This window comes from Janibacter corallicola NBRC 107790 (assembly GCF_001570965.1).
Lineage (GTDB): Bacteria > Actinomycetota > Actinomycetes > Actinomycetales > Dermatophilaceae > Janibacter > Janibacter corallicola.
The window spans coordinates 12,395-27,961 of the sequence record NZ_BCSR01000007.1 but is presented as its reverse complement, the minus strand read 5'-3'; the positions used below and the strand labels follow the sequence as shown (position 1 = coordinate 27,961).

Sequence of the window (15,567 nt, the reverse complement as noted above, 5' to 3'; positions counted from 1 at the left end):
TGACATGGGTCGACGGCACTGTCTGACTGTGAGCGCCACTCTAGTCGTCGCGCCCTCCGCAGAACAGTCCCCGCACCGATTGATCTGGACGGAATAAGCGGTTTCGTCTTGCATCAGGAACGGATTCCGTCGTCGACCGTTTGCAAAGCCACTGAATCAGCGACATGATGGGAGGCGTGGGTTCGTCGCCGAGGATCGATGACGTGAGCAAGCAGATCATCGAACAGCTGCAGGAGGACGGTCGCCGCTCGTACGCGACGATCGGCCGCTCGATCGGCCTGTCCGAGGCAGCCGTCCGGCAGCGGGTCCAGCGCATGCTCGACGCCGAGGTCGTGCAGATCGTGGCCGTCACCGATCCCCTCCAGGTGGGGTTCCGGCGCCAGGCGATGATCGGCCTGACCGTCGAGGGCGACATCGCCCCCGTCGGTGACGCACTCGCCGCCATGGACGAGGTCGCCTACGTGGTGACCACGGCCGGCAGCTTCGACCTGCTCGCCGAGGTCGTCTGCGAGGACGACGACGACCTGCTGACCCTCCTCAGCGACCGGATCCGCACCCTCCCCGGGGTGCGCACGACGGAGACCTTCGTCTACCTGAAACTCAACAAGCAGCACTACAACTGGGGGACCAGATGAACGACCAGTCCACGACCAGCCTCGGCACCCCGATGCAGGATGCCGCCCGTGACCACCTGTGGATGCACTTCACCCGCCACGGCGCCTACGAGAAGGGTGCCCGCATCCCGACCATCGTCCGCGGTGAGGGCCACAGGATCTGGGACGACACCGGCAAGGAGTACATCGACGGCCTGGCCGGGCTCTTCGTCGTCCAGGTCGGCCACGGCCGCACCGAGCTGGCCGAGGCCGCCCGGAAGCAGGCCGAGCAGCTCGCCTTCTTCCCGATCTGGTCCTACGCCCACCCGAGCGCCATCGAGCTGGCCGAGCGGCTGGCCGCCGGCGCTCCCGGTGACCTGAACCGGGTCTTCTTCACCACCGGCGGCGGCGAGGCCGTGGAGTCCGCGTGGAAGCTGGCCAAGCAGTACTTCAAGCTGACCGGCAAGCCGCACAAGCACAAGGTCATCTCCCGCGCCGTCGCCTACCACGGCACTCCCCAGGGCGCCCTGTCGATCACCGGCCTGCCCCCGCTGAAGGCCGACTTCGAGCCGCTCGTGCCCGGTGCCCACAAGGTCCCGAACACCAACATCTACCGGGCCGCCGAGGACCTGCGCGAGGACCCGAAGGCCTTCGGTCGCTGGGCCGCCGACCGCATCGCCGAGGCCATCGAGTTCGAGGGCCCCGACACCGTCGCCGCGGTCTTCCTCGAGCCGGTGCAGAATGCCGGCGGCTGCTTCCCGCCGCCCCCCGGGTACTTCGAGCGGGTCCGCGAGATCTGCGACGAGTACGACGTGCTGCTCGTCGCCGACGAGGTCATCTGCGCCTTCGGCCGGATCGGTTCGATGTTCGCCTCGATCGACTTCGGCTTCACCCCCGACATCATCACCTGCGCGAAGGGGATGACCTCCGGCTACTCCCCCATCGGCGCGATGATCGCCAGCGACCGGCTCTTCGAGCCGTACAAGAAGGGGACGAACTCCTTCCTGCACGGGTACACCTTCGGCGGCCACCCGGTCAGCTCGGCCGTCGCCCTGGCCAACCTGGACATCTTCGAGCGCGAGGGCCTGAACGACCACGTCCACGAGAACGCCCCCGCCTTCCGCAAGACCCTGGAGAAGCTGCTCGACCTGCCGATCGTCGGTGATGTGCGCGGCGAGGGGTTCTTCTACGGGATCGAGCTGGTCAAGGACAAGACCACCCGGGAGACCTTCTCCGACGAGGAGGCCGAGACGCTGCTGCGCGGCCACATCGACAAGGGCCTCTTCGAGGCCGGCCTGTACTGCCGCGCCGACGACCGCGGCGACCCCGTCATCCAGCTCGCGCCGCCGCTGACGATCGGCCAGGCCGAGTTCGACGACATCGAGCAGCGGCTGCGGTCGGTCCTGTCGGAGGCGAGCAAGCACATCTGAGGTCACCACACCGCACGTGGCCGGGCCCGCCCCCTTCGGACGAAGGGAGCGGGCCCGTCCCTTCGAGACGGCCGCGGACGGCCTCCTCAGGAACCGCGGATCAAGGGACTCAGCCGGCGTCCACCTGCAGCAGCCCGGTCGGGGTACCGACCGGGGCGTCCGAGATGACGTCGACCGACGCGTCCTGCAGCCCCGTGCTGATCGCGTCGGGCGTCGCACCCGAGTGTGCGTCGAGGTAGAGCGCGGCCGCGCCGGCGACGTGCGGGCTGGCCATCGAGGTCCCGCTGTAGACGTCGGTCCCGCCACCGGGGACGGTGGACTCGACGTCCTGCCCGGGTGCGTAGCCCTCGACGAGCGAGCCGAAGTTGGAGAAGCTCGCGTTGCCGTCCTGGTCGGTCGAGGCCGCGGTCGTGTAGACACCCTCGGCGCTCGCCGGGGAGACGTTGGCGGCGTCCTGGGACTCGTTGCCCGCGGCGACCGCGGTGAAGACGCCGCTGTCGACCAGACCGGTCGCTGCCTCGTTGAGCGCCGGGTCCTTGCCGCCGCCCAGGGACATGTTGGCCACGGACGGGCCGCTGGCGTCGGACGCGATCCAGTCCATGCCCTCGATGATCCCGGCCGTGCTGCCGCTGCCGTTGTCGCCGAGCACCTTGACCCCGACGAGGTTGACACCCTTGGCCACGCCGTAGGTGTCGCTGCCGATGGTGCCGGCGACGTGGGTGCCGTGGCCCTGCCGGTCCAGGCCGTCGCCACCGGTCGCGTCGAAGCCGACCGAGGCCCGCCCGCTGAAGTCCGGGTGGGTCGGGTCGATGCCCGTGTCGAGGATGTATGCCGTGACCCCGGCGCCGGTGTCCGCGGGCTCGTAGCTGCCGTCGAGGGGCAGCTGCGGGTCATCGATCCGGTCCAGGCCCCAGGGAGTCTCGGCGGCCGCGTCGCCCGAGGGCTTCTCGACGGAGATCGTCATGTTCTCCGAGACGGCCGAGACGCTGGCGTCGGCTCGCACGTCGTGCAGCTGCTCGGGGGTGAGCTTCGCCGAGAAGCCATCGAGCACGTGCTCGTACGTGTGGGTCGGCTTCACGCCGAGGTCGCCGGCCACCTGCTTGGCCGACTCGCCCTCGTCGAGCGTCACGACGTAGGTCTGCTCGCCCTGCATCGAGACCGCGGCGTCGCCGTGGGTCGTCAGGGGGGCGAGATCGGGACCTGCCGCCGCGTGGGCGAAGGGGGTGACAGCCAGGAGGAGTGCCGCCGAGGAGACAACTGCGCTGGCGCTCTTCGTCGAGTACTTCATGGGTTCCTTTCGTCCGGCCGACCCGGATTTCGGGGCGACTGCTGCCGGACACTACGAGCGCGCCACGGGGGTGTCCACGGAAGACGCGGGTCCCCCGAATGCGTCAACGGACGGTAAACACTGGTGCGCCACAGCGTATTTGGCGCGATTCTTGTCGTCGATCAGGCGGAGCGACGAAGATCGCCCGAGGCTCCGTCAAGCCTCGAATCCGGAAGGAATCCATACCGTTCCCCGACGGTCCGCACACGGTCGTGGCCGGCTGACTAGGTTGGCGGGATGACGAGGGAGATGCGCCGCCACCCCGTGCACGACCCCGCGCACCCCCGGGGGCGCCACCCCGCCCACAGGGAGGTGCACGACGCCGAGACGCTGCGCGCCCTCACCGAGGCGGACACCCCACTCGGCGGCTGGCGACTGCAGGACCTCGACCTCACCCCGCACGCGGAGCCCCTCTCCCGCGCCGACGTGCAGGGGCTCGTCGTGCTCGGCGGCAAGGTCCCCGAGGACCTCGCCCGCACCCTCGTCGCCGGCGGCGCGGTGATCCTGCCGGAGGACCCGGAGTGCCCGGTGGACCCCTTCAGGGCGCGGCTGTACACCCCCTTCGAGCTCTACGACGAGCTGGCGGACTCCGGTTACGCCGCCATGACCGACGCCCGCGCCTACGCGTGGAGCCGGTCGGCGCGGACCCGGCACGACGCGTGGGCCACGCTGCTGCGGGCCATGCACGACGACGCCGTGCAGGACGCCCTCGTCGAGCTGCTGCACGAGCGCGACGTCGTCGGGATCATGGGCGGGCACGCCCTGGCCCGGGACTCGAGCGGCTTCGCCGATGCCGCCGAGCTCGGGGCCAGGCTGGCGGCCGCGGGCCGGGTCGTGCTCACCGGCGGCGGCCCCGGCGCGATGGAGGCGGCCAACCTCGGCGCGTTCGCCCGCTCCGAGGAGGCGCTGGAACGGGCACTGGCCACGCTCTCGACCGTCCCCGACTTCGCCCCCTCCACCGAGGAGTGGGCCACGGTCGCCCTGCAGGCGCGGGAGCGACTCGACACCCACGATGACGAGGTGCGCAGCGTCGGCATCCCGACGTGGTTCTACGGCCACGAGCCGCCGAACGTCTTCTGCGACGGCATCGCCAAGTACTTCTCCAACGCCCTGCGCGAGGACATCCTGCTCGCCTCGAGCGCCGGGGGCATCATCGTGCTGCCGGGGGCAGCGGGCACGGTGCAGGAGATCTTCCAGGCGGCCACGCCGTTGTACTACGCCGAGGAGACGGAGCCGCTCCCACCGCGGTGCTCGTCGGCCGAAGGCACTGGAGCGAGACGACCCCGGAGGAGGCCGCCGATATCGTGCTCCGTCGTCGCTGAGGCCGGTCACCGCTCGTCCTGCACAAAATCCTACTCACTAGTAACATCACGGATGTCTCCTTCGCCACACCCACCAGGAGCCATCAGTGCCACGTTCATCACGCCACGTCAGGCGTCGCCTCGCCCTCCTCACCCTCCCCCTGGTCGCCTTCCTCGTGGCCGCCGCGCCCGGATCCGCCGCCACGTCCCCGCCGTGGTACGAGCAGAGCGACCCGCTCGCCACGGACTCGGAGGTCAACGTCACGGGGGCGCCCCTGACCGGCACGACCCCGGACGGTGAGGTGCGAGGACTCATCGACGCCCACACCCACCTGATGTCCCACGAGGGCTTCGGCGGGGAGATCGTCTGCGGGGAGGCCTTCGACGAGGCGGGTGCCGCAGCAGCGCTGACCGACTGCGCCAGCCACGGTCACGACGGCCGCACCGCCCTGCTGGAGAACGTGACCAACCTCGAGGGCAAGGGCCCCTTCGCCCCGCACTCCACGCAGCTGTGGCCCACCTTCCAGGACGCGCCCGCCTGGTCCTCGCTGACCCACCAGCAGATGTACTACCGCTGGGTCGAGCGCGCCTGGCGCGGCGGCCAGCGGATCATGGTCGCCGACGCGGTCAACAACAACGTGCTCTGCTCGCTGCCCCTGCAGCTGAACCGGCACTCCTGCAACGACATGGACACCGTTCGCCGCCAGGTGAAGCAGACCGAGCGGCTCGAGGCCTTCATCGACGAGCGTCACGGGGGACCCGGCAAGGGATGGTTCCGCATCGCCCGCACTCCGCAGGAGGCGCGGGAATACATCGAGCAGGGCAAGATGGCCGTCATCCTCGGGATGGAGGTCTCCCACCCCTTCGGCTGCGGCACCGCCCTCGGCCTCCCCAAGTGTACGAAGGCCGACATCGACGCCGGCTTGGACGAGATCGAGGAGATGGGCATCCGCTCGATGTTCCTCTGCCACAAGTTCGACAACGCGCTGTGCGGGGTGCGCTTCGACCCCGGCACGCAGGGCATGGTGGTCAACGCCGGCAACTTCCTCGACACCGGTCAGTTCTGGCAGGTCGAGCAGTGCCGCGGTCCCCTCCACGACAACACCGTCGAGGGCGGGGTGCTACCGCCGGAGCTCGCCCGGCTCGTGCCGGTGCAGGCGCTCCCGGTGTACCCGAAGGGACCGCACTGCAACAAGCGCGGCCTGACCCGACTGGGCGAGTACGCACTGCAGGGGATGATCGACCGCGGCCTCATGGTCGAGATCGACCACCAGAGCGTCAAGGCGGCCGACCGCACGCTCGAGATCCTCGAGGCCGAGGACTACCCCGGTGTCACCTCCAGCCACTCGTGGATGGACCCCTCCCTGACCGATCGGGTCTACCGGCTGGGCGGCTTCGCAGCCCAGTACGGCAACGATGCGCGCAGCTTCGTCGAGGAGGGGGCCGCGCAGCACGAGCTGCGCGAGAAGTACGACGTCGGTTACGGCTTCGGCATGGACATGAACGGCTTCGGCGGGACGCCGCCGCCGCGGGAGGACGCAGCGAGCAACCCGCTGGAGTACCCCTTCCCGACGGTCACCGGCAAGGGCAGCGTCCAGCGGCAGGTGACCGGGAAGCGCATCTGGGACTACAACCGCGACGGCGTCGCCCACTACGGGATGATCCCGGACTGGGTCCAGGACATGCGCACCATCGGCGGGGCGGACGGCGAGCAGGTCGTGCAGGACCTGCTCCGCGGCCCGGAGTCCTACCTGGACACCTGGTCCGCGACCACCGACTGGGAGCAGGAGGGCCGGTGACTCAGCTGAAGACGATCGTGCGCCGACCGCGCAGGACGACCCGACGCTCGACGTGCCAGCGCAGCGCCCGGGCGAAGGCCATCGCCTCCAGCTCCTGGCCGGTGCGGGCCAGCTGCTCGGGGCTCATCCGGTGGTCGACGCGCCGGAAGTCCTGCTCGATGATCGGCCCCTCGTCCAGGTCGGCGGTCACGTAGTGCGCCGTCGCTCCGATGACCTTCACGCCGCGGTCGTGCGCCTGGTGGTAGGGCCGCGCCCCCTTGAAGGAGGGCAGCAGCGAGTGGTGGATGTTGATGACCCGCCCGGGCAGGTCGGCGCACAGGTCCTCGGAGAGCACCTGCATGTAGCGCGCGAGGGCGACCGTCTCGATGCGCTCCTCGGTGATGATCTCCCGCAGCCTCACCTCGGCCTGCGGCTTGGTCTCCTTCGTGACGGGCACGTGGTGGAAGGGGATGCCGTGCCACTCCACCTCGGCGCGGAAGTCCTCGTGGTTGGACACCACGGCGGGCACCTCGACGTTGAGCTGGCCGGTACGCACGCGGAAGAGCAGGTCGTTGAGCACGTGCCCCTGCCGGGAGACCATGACGAGCAGCCGGTGCGGCACGTGCGGGTCGTGCATGGCCACGTCCGCTCCGAGGTCGCGGGCCAGCGCGCCGCGACCGCGCTCGAGGAGCGCCCGGTCCAGCTCGCCCTCCCCCTGCAGGTGCATCCGCAGGTGGAACTCCCCCGTCCTGGGGTCCCCGAACTGCTGGCTGTCCAGGATGTTCAGCCCGAGGTCGAGCATGGCCCCGCTCACCGCGTGCACGATGCCGGGCCGGTCCGGCCCCGACAGGGTGAGGACCACCTCGCGGCCGGGGTTGCTCGGAGTCGCCGCGCTCACGCCGTGGCCGCCGCGAGCTGGCCGCACGCGCCGTCGATGTCGCTGCCGCGGGTGTCCCGGACCGTCGTCGGGATGCCGTGGGCCCGCAGCCGCTCGACGAACTGCTGCTCCACCCCCGGGCGGGAGGCGGTCCACTTCGAGCCCGGTGTCGGGTTCAGCGGGATCGGGTTGATGTGCACCCACCCCTTGCCCCGGGCGAGCAGCTTCTCCGCGAGCAGGTCTGCGCGCCAAGCCTGGTCGTTCATGTCCTTGATCATGGCGTACTCGATGCTCACCCGGCGGCCCGTCGCCTCGAAGTACCGGTACGCCGCGTCGATGGCCTCATCGACCTTGAAGCGGGTGTTGATCGGCACCAGCTCGTCGCGCAGCTCGTCGTCGGGGGCGTGCAGCGAGAGGGCCAGCGTGACGGGGATGCCCTCCTTCGTCAGCCGGTCGATGCCGGTGACCAGGCCGACGGAGGACATCGTGATGCCACGCGCACTCATCCCGAGCCCCTCGGGCGAGGGGTCGACCATCCGCCGGATGGCTCCGATGGCAGCACGATAGTTGGCGAGCGCCTCCCCCATGCCCATGAAGACGACGTTGGTCACCCGCCGCCCGCCGGGCGCTGGGGGCTCATCCCCCTCGTCGGCCTCCTCGCCGAGGGCGACGGTGCCCCCTTCGTCGAGCACGAGCTCGTCGGCGCCGGCGAGCAGCCGGTTGGCGGCCACCACCTGGCCGACGATCTCGGCGGTGGACATGTTGCGGGTCAGGCCGCCCTGGCCGGTGGCACAGAAGGGGCAGTTCATGCCGCAGCCGGCCTGGCTGGAGATGCACACCGTCGCCCGCCGCGGGTAGCGCATGACCACCGACTCCACGAGTGCGCCGTCGTGCAGCCGCCAGACGGACTTCAGGGTCGCGCCCCGGTCGGCCGAGATCGTGCGCACCGGCGTGAGCAGCTGCGGCAGCATCGCGGCGGCCAGCTCCTCGCGAGCGGCCGCGGGCAGGTCCGACATCTGCCCCGGGTCGTCGGTGTGGTGGGTGAACCAGTGCCTCGAGAGCTGCTTGGCACGGAAGCCCGGCACCCCGAGCTCCTTGGCCCACTCGACCCTCCCGGGCAGGTCGAGGTCGGCCAGGTGGCGTGGCGGCTTGCCGCGCCGGGGCGCGGTCATCGTCAGCTGGCCGGGAGCCGGTCGAGTGGTCGAGGGTTCGGGCAGGTCGGTCATCGGGGCCATTGTCTCAGGATCGGAACGGGCCCTGTGCCGGCGCCTTCCGGAGCACGAAATTGATGAAGAACGGCTGCCGGGACAGCCTGTCGTAGACCTCGGGGTATCGCTCCTTCATCGAGTCCGCCGGCAACGGCTCGACCAGGCGCTCGATGACGAACCCCACCTCGTAGAACTCCGCACACCATGCCGTCAACGGCGCCCTTCGGAAACGCACCGCCCAGCCGTCGTTCCACACCTCGTCGATCGTCTCGTCGGTGAAGTAGCTCCCCCCTTGCTGAAGCCAGTCGAGCATCGGGTGCACCGTCGAGATCACGAGTCGCCCACCCGGGCCAAGGACCCGGTGCACCTCGCGCAAGGCCGGTACCGGATCCTCGAGGTGGTGGAGCACGAGCGGCATGACCGCGTCGTCGAAGGACTCGTCCGCCAGCCACTCGAACGGGTCCCGCAGGTCGTGGACCCGAACGTCCGCCACACCCGCCACACGCCGTCTGGCGTGGTGCACGAGCCTGGCGCTGGCGTCAAACGCGACGACGTCTGCCCCGCGCCGCACCAGCTCCTCCGTGTACAGACCGGAGCCGCAGCCGATGTCGAGCACCCGACGTCCCGCGACATCGCCGACGAGCTCGAGGACGGCAGGGCGGTCGTAATGGGCGTTGTGCGCGCTGTCCTCCGCATGGGCGGCGAAGGAGTCCGCGAAGGCCTCGTAGGAGCTCACCAGAGCAGGGTATCCGCACCGGACAGTCAGTACGGCGCGATGAGCCGCAGCACCCACCAGGCGAGCGGGGCGGTCAGCACGAGCGAGTCGAGCCGGTCCATGAGGCCGCCGTGCCCCGGGATGAGGTTCGACATGTCCTTGACCCCGAGGTTGCGCTTGATGCTGGACTCGATGAGGTCGCCGATGGTGGCCACCGGGGCGACCACGGCGCCGAGCAGCGCGCCCTGCCACCAGAGCCCGTCGATGGCCAGGGGGACGGCGATCGCCCCGACCACGGCGCAGCTCAGGACCGACCCGGCGAAGCCCTCCCAGGACTTCTTCGGGGAGAGCCGCGGCGCCATCGGGTGCTTGCCGAAGAGCACGCCGAAGGCGTACCCGCCGATGTCGGAGAAGACCGTGACGAGGATGAAGAGGAAGATCCGCCACCGCCCCTGCGGTTCGGAGACCATGAGGACCGCGAAGCCGGCGAGGAAGCACGGGTAGAGCAGCACGAGAGCACCGGCGGCGCTGTCCCGCAGGGCGCTGGTGACCCCTTCGGCCACCCGCCAGACCACGACCGCGACGACGGCCAGCGTGGTGGCCAGGACCAGCCCCTGGGCCCCCTCGAGGCGCCCCGCGAGCACCATGCCGAGGGCACCGACGAGGACCGGCACGAAGGGGACGTGCAGGTCCCCCTTCGCCAGCGCCTCGCGCATCTCCCAGACCGCCAGCACGAGCGCGACCGCGACCAGCCCGGCGAAGGCGACCGGGTGGATCAGGAGGCAGGACACGGCGACGGCCCCGAGGAGCACGCCAACAGCAATGGCCACGGGGAGGTTGCGGCCGGCCCGCCCCGAACCGCCCGAGGCGGCCGGGGCGGCGTGCCTCGCTGCCTCGGGGTCGCTCACATCAGACCTCGGTGAGCTCGGTTTCCTTGGACTTCTGCATCCCGTCGACGGTCTCGACGTACTTCTTGGTCAGGTCCTCGAGCTCCTTCTCCCCGCGGGAGCCCTCGTCCTCCCCGACGTCCCCGTCCTTGACGGCCTTGTCGATGACGTCCTTGGCGTGGCGGCGCACGTGACGGATGGAGATCCGGGCGTCCTCACCCTGGGAGTTGGCCAGCTTGACGTACTCCTTGCGGCGCTCCTCGGTCAGCTCCGGCATCGTGATCCGGATGACGGTGCCGTCGTTGCTCGGGTTCGCCCCGAGGTCGGAGTCGCGCAGGGCCGACTCGATCGCGGTCATCGAGGACTGGTCGTAGGGGGTGATGAGCAGCGTGCGGGCCTCCGGGGCCTGGAAGGAGGCCAGCTGCTGCAGCGGGGTGGGAGCGCCGTAGTAGTCGACCATCACCTTCGCGAAGAGGCCGGGGTTGACCCGACCGGTGCGGATGCCCGCGAAGTTCTCCTTGAGGACCTCGACGGCCTTGTCCATCTTCTCCTCGGCCTCGAGCAGGGCTTCCTCGATCATGTCGCTGGCTCCTTCTGCGGCCTCCTGCGGCCGTCACAGCTGGTGCGGCGGTCTGCCGCGTCGGTCTGGGGGCAGTCTCTCACTCAGGAGGTGACGAGCGTGCCGATGGGCTCGCCGCGCAGCGCTCGCGTGACATTGCCCTCGCCCTCCATGCCGAAGACGACCATCGGCAGGCCGTTCTCCCGGCACAGGCTGAAGGCGGCCGCGTCCACGACCTTCAGGTCCTCCTGGAGGGCCTGCTCGTAGGTGATCCGGTGCAGCAACCGGGCCCGGTCGTCCTTGCGCGGGTCGGCGTCGTAGACCCCGTCCACGCCGTTCTTGGACATCAGCACCTGATCGCACTTGATCTCCAGCGCGCGCTGGGCACTCACGGTGTCCGTGGAGAAGAAGGGCATGCCCGCGCCGGCACCGAAGATGACGACCCGGCCCTTCTCGAGGTGCCGGATCGCCTTGCGGGGGATGTAGGGCTCGGCGACCTGCCCCATGGTGATCGCGGTCTGCACGCGGGTGTCGATACCGACCTTCTCGAGGAAGTCCTGCAGCGCGAGGCAGTTCATCACGGTGCCGAGCATGCCCATGTAGTCCGCCCGGGTGCGGTCCATGCCCTGCTCCTGGAGCTGGGCACCACGGAAGAAGTTGCCGCCGCCGATGACGATGGCAACCTGCACGCCGTGACGCACGGCCGCGGCGATCTGGTCGGCCACGCCCCGAACGACATCCGGCGCCACGCCCACCTTGCCGCCACCGAAGACCTCGCCGGAGAGCTTGAGGAGGACCCTGCGTCGTCCCTCGGGGGTGGTCTGTTCGGTCACGGTCGCGCTCCCTGGGATCGGATGAGGATTCGTCGTGGATCTTCCCACACGTGGGCGCGCTTCGCGGAACCACTGACCGCCCGATCGCGCCGCGCGGCATATTTGTCAGACGGACTGGGCCGCGGGAACTACACCATGCTCGCGAAACCCGGACGAGCACTGCTGCGGCTCCCCGGGGATCCGCCCCTCGCCCGATGCTGAGCGTGGTGCAGTACGCGCGGGTCACGAGCCGGTGGTCGGCCGCCGGAGCGCCCGACCCGCGCCACTTGACATTCGGTCACCAGTTGTCAAGTGACTCGCGGGTCACTACGCTCGCCGACATCGATCACTCAACGACGAGGAGTTCGCCATGGCGTCGATCGCCGCGACCACCGAATCCACCTGGCGGGACGGCAAGAGGTACCTCTGGCTCATCGGGCTGGTCGTCCCCTCGCTCGCCTTCGTCGCCTTCCTCGGCTTTGCCGTCACCGGGTGGGCGGCCTGGCTCTGGCTCGGGCCGATCCTCATCCTCGGGGTGATCCCCCTCGCCGACCTCGTGCTGGGGTTGGACCCGAACAATCCTCCCGCGGAGGCGGTCAAGGCACTCGAGGCCGACCCCTACTACCGGTGGATCGTCTACGCCTACATCCCCGTCCAGTACCTCGGCTTCCTGGCTGCGATGTATCTCATCGCCCGCGGCAACCCGCTGGCGGACTTCCTCGGTTCGGTCGGGCTGGCCGACTGGGGCGCGGCCCACCTGCCCGGCGGCCTGGGGACCCCCTTCGAGCTGACCACGATGGAAAAGGTCGGTGCCGCGATCTCCATCGGCTGCGTCGGCGGCATCGCCATCAACACGGCCCACGAGCTGGGGCACAAGCGACCGAAGCACGAGAAGTGGCTCTCCAAGGTCGCCCTCGCCCAGAGCGGCTACGGACACTTCTTCATCGAGCACAACCGCGGCCACCACGTCCGCGTGGCCACGCCGGAGGACCCGGCCAGCTCGCGGATGGGCGAGAGCTTCTACGCCTTCTGGCCCCGCACCGTGATCGGCTCGCTGCGCAACGCCTGGCGCCTGGAGTCCAAGCGGCTCGCCCGACGGGGTCAGCACCCCTTCCGCCTCGGCAACGACCTGCTCAACGCGTGGGCGATGACCGTCGTGCTGTGGGCCGCCCTCGTGCTGTGGCTCGGCCCCGGCCTGCTGCCCTACCTCCTGCTGCAGGGCTTCATCGGCCTGTCCCTGCTGGAGGTCGTCAACTACCTCGAGCACTACGGGATGCTGCGCGAGAAGGTCCACCACGGCGACGTCGAGCGCTACGAGAAGGTGCTGCAGCGCCACTCGTGGAACTCCAACAACATCGCCACGAACGTCTTCCTCTACCACCTGCAGCGCCACAGCGACCACCACGCCAACCCGACCCGGCGCTACCAGGCGCTGCGCACCTTCGACGAGGCACCCGTCCTGCCGACCGGTTACGCCGGGATGATCGTGCTCGCGCTGCTGCCTCCCCTCTGGCGGCGTGTCATGGACCCGCGGGTGGCCGCCCACTTCGAGGGGGATCTCACCCGGGCCAACATCGACCCCCGCAAACGGGAGCGGATCCTCGCCGCGCACGCCGTGGCGCCGGCCGGGGGGCCCGCCGCCACGGCCACGATCGAGGTCCGGGAGGCGACGGACGTCGACGCCGCCACGTGCCCGGGCTGCGGCTACCGCTACGAGGTCGCAGCGGGCGATGAGCACGAGGGCTTCGCCGCGGGCACGCCGTGGACGGACATCCCCGGGGACTGGCCCTGCCCCGACTGCGGGGTGCGGGAGAAGCGTGACTTCGTCGTGGAAGCGGCCACATGACCGACGCGCCGCTCCGGGACCGGATCCTGGACGCGGCCGCGGGCCTCGCGATCGGGGGCGGCTGGTCCGCGGTCTCGATGGGCCGGGTGGCCGCCGCCGTCGGGGTGAGCCGGCAGACCGTGCACACCGAGATCGGCACGAAGGCCGATCTGGCCGAGTCGCTCGTCATCCGCGAGGTCGAGGCCTTCCTCGAGGAGGTGCGACACGGGTTCGACGGGGCCACCGACATCCCGCAGGCGATCCGCCGCTCGGTGGGCGGAGTGCTGCAGCGTTCGGCCGACTCCCCGCTCGTGCGCGGGGTGGTCGGCGCCTCGCACGGCGCCGACACCGAGCTGCTGCCGCTGCTGACGACCCGCCCGGAGCAGCTCCTGGAACTGGCCAGCGCCACGGTGGCGGGGCTCGTCGCCCCCTTCGACCCGCCAGTGCCGCAGCAGCGGATCGGGGCCACGATCGAGGTGATCGTGCGGGTCACGCTCTCCCAGGTGATGCACCCGACCGGCACCCCCGACGAGGTCGCCGAGCACCTCGCGTGGATGGTCGCGACGATCCTCGACGCCAACTCCTGAGCTCCTCCCTCGCGGGCAGCCGCCGCAGTAGCATGGGTCCCTGCCGTGCTCGCGGCAACCGGTGAGGGGAGATCACCATGGGGATGTCAGCACCACGGATCCGGCCCGCACTCGCGGTGAGCGTCCTCGCGCTCGCACTCGTCGGCTGCGCGGACCGGGAGACCGACGCCGGCGACGGGCCCCCGACGGAGCGGACCTCCCCGCAGGGGTCGAGTTCCTCGACGTCGTCCACGTCGAGGAAGAAGAGCACCTCCTCGGGCACCGCGCCGACGTCCCCGTCGGCCACCTCGAGCCCCTCCTCCGCCTCGAGCCCGCCGAGCCCGACGGGCACCTCGACGACCTCCACCCCGCCACCGACGTCCACGACGCCGGCCGTGGCGACCGGTCCCCAGAAGTGCGGCGCGGTGACCTCCGTGCCCGGCACCCCGGTGACCGTGCGGATCGTCGCGGGCGAGGTCACGTGCAGCGACGCGGAAGAGCTGCTGAGCACCTACTACCGGGAGGTCCCGACCCGGGGACAGGGCAGCGGAGGACAGCTCAGGCTCGGGGAGTGGGACTGCACCACCTCCTCGGCCGCGTCCTTCGCCAGCACCGGCCTGGCGACGACGTGCACCACGGCCGCCGGGGCGCAGATCGTCACCGAGGGCGACCCCGGCACCGACGGGTCGTCCTGCGCCGAGATCGACGCGGCCACCCTCGAGCAGATGTTCCCCGACGGCCGGCTCGACGAGCAGCTCTGCAGGAACTACGCGCAGGGCGAGTGAGCTCCGTGCCCGGATGACGAAGGGGGCCGCCACCCGCAGTGGGTGGCGGCCCCCTTCGACGTGGGCCGGGTCGGTCAGGCGCCGACGCGGAAGCGGGCGAAGGCGGTGGCCTTCGCGCCGGCCTCCTCCAGGACCGTGCCGACGGACTTCTTGGAGTCCTTGGCGAAGGGCTGGTCGAGGAGCACGTTGTCCTTGAAGAAGGCACCGACGCGACCCTCGATGATCTTCGACATCGCGGCCTCCGGCTTGCCCTCCTCGCGGGCGGTCTCCTCGGCGATGCGACGCTCCTTGGCGACCGTCTCGGCGTCGACGTCCTCACGGGAGAGGACCGAGGGGCTGAACGCCGCGATGTGCATCGCGACGTCGCGGGCCGTCTGCTCCTCGCCCCCCTCGGTGCCGACGAGGACGCCGATCTGCGCCGGGAGGTCCGGGCTCGTCCGGTGCAGGTAGGAGGTCACTGTCGCGGCCTCGATACGGGCGACCCGCTTGATCTCGATCTTCTCGCCGAGGGTGGCGTTGGCCTCGTCCAGCAGCTCCTGGACGGTCTTGCCGTCAGCCGTCGCGGCGAGCAGGGCCTCCGCGTCCGCCGCGCCGGTCTCGACGGCGACGGCGAGCACCTGGTCGGCGAGCTCGCCGAACTTCGGGTTCTTGGCCACGAAGTCGGTCTCGCAGAGGACCTCGACGAGGGTGCCGACGCCCTCCCCCGCCTTGGCGACGACCAGACCGTTGGAGGTGGTGCGCCCCTCACGCTTGGTCACGCCCTTGAGGCCCTTGATGCGCAGCAGCTCGGTCGCCTGGGCCTTGTCGCCTTCGGCCTCGTCGAGCGCCTTCTTCACGTCGAGCATGCCCGCGCCGGTGGACTCGCGCAGTGCCTTGATGTCAGCGGCGGTGTAGTTCGCCATGT

The 15,567-nt window shown here is 70.5% G+C and carries 14 protein-coding genes and 1 pseudogene; 7 read left to right on the top strand and 8 right to left on the bottom strand.

The features are described 5' to 3' along the window. Nucleotides 1–167: 167 nt before the first annotated feature. Both JCO01S_RS04665 and JCO01S_RS04660 read left to right on the top strand, forming a co-directional pair. Nucleotides 168–635: an Lrp/AsnC family transcriptional regulator gene (locus JCO01S_RS04665; RefSeq protein WP_068251671.1), complete on the top strand. Its 468-nt coding sequence runs from the start codon at nucleotides 168–170 to the stop codon at nucleotides 633–635. Next, a complete protein-coding gene (locus tag JCO01S_RS04660) occupies nucleotides 632–2,023 on the top strand; it encodes an aspartate aminotransferase family protein (protein ID WP_068251457.1) in 1,392 nt (463 codons plus the stop codon). The genes JCO01S_RS04665 and JCO01S_RS04660 overlap by 4 nt, the downstream gene beginning before the upstream one ends. A 109-nt stretch (nucleotides 2,024–2,132) precedes the next feature. Here JCO01S_RS04660 and JCO01S_RS04655 read toward each other — a convergent pair whose 3' ends face one another. Then, nucleotides 2,133–3,311: a S8 family peptidase gene (locus JCO01S_RS04655; RefSeq protein ID WP_068251453.1), complete on the bottom strand. Its 1,179-nt coding sequence runs from the start codon at nucleotides 3,309–3,311 to the stop codon at nucleotides 2,133–2,135. 276 nt (nucleotides 3,312–3,587) lie between these two features. Between JCO01S_RS04655 and JCO01S_RS16485 the strand changes: the two are divergent. Both JCO01S_RS16485 and JCO01S_RS16480 read left to right on the top strand, forming a co-directional pair. Further along, nucleotides 3,588–4,178 (top strand): annotated as a pseudogene (locus JCO01S_RS16485) (LOG family protein); the annotation flags it as partial. 580 nt (nucleotides 4,179–4,758) lie between these two features. Beyond that, the gene (locus JCO01S_RS16480) at nucleotides 4,759–6,450 is read left to right on the top strand and encodes an amidohydrolase family protein (protein ID WP_439645689.1); all 1,692 of its coding nucleotides are present in this window, start codon (nucleotides 4,759–4,761) and stop codon (nucleotides 6,448–6,450) included. A gap of 1 nt (nucleotide 6,451) precedes the next feature. Here JCO01S_RS16480 and purU read toward each other — a convergent pair whose 3' ends face one another. From purU to pyrH, 6 genes are all read right to left on the bottom strand, one after another. Beyond that, nucleotides 6,452–7,327 (bottom strand): formyltetrahydrofolate deformylase, encoded by an 876-nt coding sequence (gene purU, locus JCO01S_RS04645; RefSeq protein WP_068251662.1) that lies wholly within the window; start codon nucleotides 7,325–7,327, stop codon nucleotides 6,452–6,454. After that, entirely contained in the window at nucleotides 7,324–8,532 is a 1,209-nt protein-coding gene (gene rlmN / locus JCO01S_RS04640; RefSeq protein WP_068251665.1) for a 23S rRNA (adenine(2503)-C(2))-methyltransferase RlmN, read from the bottom strand. The genes purU and rlmN overlap by 4 nt, the downstream gene beginning before the upstream one ends. A 13-nt stretch (nucleotides 8,533–8,545) precedes the next feature. Beyond that, nucleotides 8,546–9,250 carry a class I SAM-dependent methyltransferase gene (locus tag JCO01S_RS04635; protein ID WP_218002219.1) on the bottom strand — a complete coding sequence of 235 codons (705 nt, stop codon included), beginning with the start codon at nucleotides 9,248–9,250 and terminating at the stop codon, nucleotides 8,546–8,548. Between the two features lie 26 nt (nucleotides 9,251–9,276). After that, a complete protein-coding gene (locus JCO01S_RS04630) occupies nucleotides 9,277–10,137 on the bottom strand; it encodes a phosphatidate cytidylyltransferase (RefSeq protein ID WP_068251450.1) in 861 nt (286 codons plus the stop codon). Between the two features lies 1 nt (nucleotide 10,138). Further along, nucleotides 10,139–10,696, bottom strand: coding sequence for a ribosome recycling factor (frr, locus tag JCO01S_RS04625; RefSeq protein ID WP_068251447.1), 558 nt, complete (start codon nucleotides 10,694–10,696; stop codon nucleotides 10,139–10,141). A gap of 83 nt (nucleotides 10,697–10,779) precedes the next feature. After that, on the bottom strand, nucleotides 10,780–11,508 hold the full coding sequence (gene pyrH / locus JCO01S_RS04620) for a UMP kinase (protein ID WP_068251444.1): 729 nt from the start codon (nucleotides 11,506–11,508) through the stop codon (nucleotides 10,780–10,782). A gap of 349 nt (nucleotides 11,509–11,857) precedes the next feature. Here pyrH and JCO01S_RS16350 point away from each other — a divergent pair, with 349 nt between their 5' ends. From JCO01S_RS16350 to JCO01S_RS15625, 3 genes are all read left to right on the top strand, one after another. Further along, nucleotides 11,858–13,333: a fatty acid desaturase gene (locus tag JCO01S_RS16350; RefSeq protein ID WP_068251441.1), complete on the top strand. Its 1,476-nt coding sequence runs from the start codon at nucleotides 11,858–11,860 to the stop codon at nucleotides 13,331–13,333. Continuing rightward, nucleotides 13,330–13,899 (top strand): TetR family transcriptional regulator, encoded by a 570-nt coding sequence (locus JCO01S_RS04610; protein ID WP_068251437.1) that lies wholly within the window; start codon nucleotides 13,330–13,332, stop codon nucleotides 13,897–13,899. Before JCO01S_RS16350 ends, JCO01S_RS04610 begins: the two co-directional genes overlap by 4 nt. 77 nt (nucleotides 13,900–13,976) lie before the next feature. Next, nucleotides 13,977–14,663, top strand: coding sequence for a hypothetical protein (locus JCO01S_RS15625; protein WP_169796895.1), 687 nt, complete (start codon nucleotides 13,977–13,979; stop codon nucleotides 14,661–14,663). A 74-nt stretch (nucleotides 14,664–14,737) separates the two neighbouring features. On the opposite strand, the gene tsf is transcribed toward JCO01S_RS15625, so the two are convergent. Then, nucleotides 14,738–15,565, bottom strand: coding sequence for a translation elongation factor Ts (gene tsf, locus JCO01S_RS04600; RefSeq protein ID WP_068251431.1), 828 nt, complete (start codon nucleotides 15,563–15,565; stop codon nucleotides 14,738–14,740). Between the last annotated feature and the right edge of the window lie 2 nt (nucleotides 15,566–15,567).